This window comes from Pseudomonas sp. NPDC086112, assembly GCF_044746425.1.
Classification (GTDB): domain Bacteria; phylum Pseudomonadota; class Gammaproteobacteria; order Pseudomonadales; family Pseudomonadaceae; genus Aquipseudomonas.
The window spans coordinates 826-2,023 of sequence record NZ_JBIVCD010000098.1; the positions used below are offsets into that span (position 1 = coordinate 826).

Consider the following 1,198-nt stretch of genomic DNA (forward strand, 5'->3'; position numbering starts at 1 on the left):
CTTCGATGCCGTCAAGCTGAAGGAAAACGTTGAAGCCCTGATCGCTGATCTGAAGCGTATCAAGCCAGCTTCCTCGAAAGGTATTTACGTCAAGCGCGTTACCCTGAGCACCACCATGGGTCCAGGTCTGGTCATCGACCAAGGCTCGCTCGACGCGTAAGACACAGGTTGGCGCAAGCGATTGCGCCAATTGAAAGATTGGGGTCCCTGCCTGGCGGGGGCTATCCAAGACCGTAGGCGACGCAAGTCTTAAACCTCAAGCCTACGCAGATGGTGCTCCCGGTTCCTTACCGAATCAGACACCAAAACGACATCCGGCTTCGGTTGGATGAAACGGTAACAAGCAGGAGTTAAACCCGTGGCAATTAAACTCGAAGACAAGAAGGCCATCGTCGCTGAAGTCAACGAGGCTGCCAATGTTGCCCTGTCTGCTGTTGTGGCTGATGCCCGCGGCGTGACAGTTGGCGCTATGACCGGACTCCGTAAAGAGGCTCGTGAAGCTGGCGTTTACGTACGTGTTGTACGTAACACCCTGCTCAAGCGCGCCGTTGCTGGCACTCAATATGACGTGCTCAACGACGTGTTCACCGGCCCGACCTTGATTGCATTTTCGAAAGAACATCCGGGCGCTGCTGCTCGTATCTTCAAAGAATTCGCAAAAGGTCAGGATAAGTTCGAGATCAAGGCAGCTGCGTTCGAGGGCAAGTTCCTCGCAGCTAATCAGATCGACGTACTGGCAAGTCTGCCGACCCGTGACGAAGCAATTTCTCAGCTGATGAGCGTGATTCAAGGCGCAACCAGCAAATTGGCTCGTACTCTGGCGGCCCTTCGCGACCAGAAAGAAGCTGCTGCAGCCTAAGGCTGAGCGACTCCTTTCAGCGTTTATTGTTTATTTCGATGGCCGCGTAGGCTGTCACCCCAATACAGGAATTTATAGTCATGTCTCTGACTAACGACCAAATCATCGAAGCAATCGGCGAAAAATCCGTTCTGGAAATCGTTGAGCTGATCAAGGCCATGGAAGAGAAGTTCGGCGTTTCCGCTGCCGCTGCTTCCGCTGGTCCAGCTGCTGTTGCTGCCGTTGTTGAAGAACAAACTGAATTCAACGTCATGCTGACCGAAGCTGGCGAGAAGAAAGTTAACGTGATCAAGGCAGTACGTGAACTGACCGGTCTGGGCCTGTAAGAAGCCAAGGCTG

General features: G+C 53.4%; 1 protein-coding gene and 2 pseudogenes. All 3 read left to right on the top strand.

The annotated features are described in order from the left end of the window. Positions 1–160 (top strand): annotated as a pseudogene (locus ACIPLA_RS28190) (50S ribosomal protein L1); the annotation flags it as partial. A 198-nt stretch (positions 161–358) separates the two neighbouring features. Beyond that, on the top strand, positions 359–859 hold the full coding sequence (gene rplJ / locus ACIPLA_RS28195) for a 50S ribosomal protein L10 (RefSeq protein WP_007896629.1): 501 nt from the start codon (positions 359–361) through the stop codon (positions 857–859). Positions 860–939: 80 nt separating this feature from the next. Beyond that, a pseudogene (gene rplL, locus ACIPLA_RS28200) lies at positions 940–1,182 on the top strand (50S ribosomal protein L7/L12); the annotation flags it as partial. Positions 1,183–1,198 lie beyond the last annotated feature (16 nt).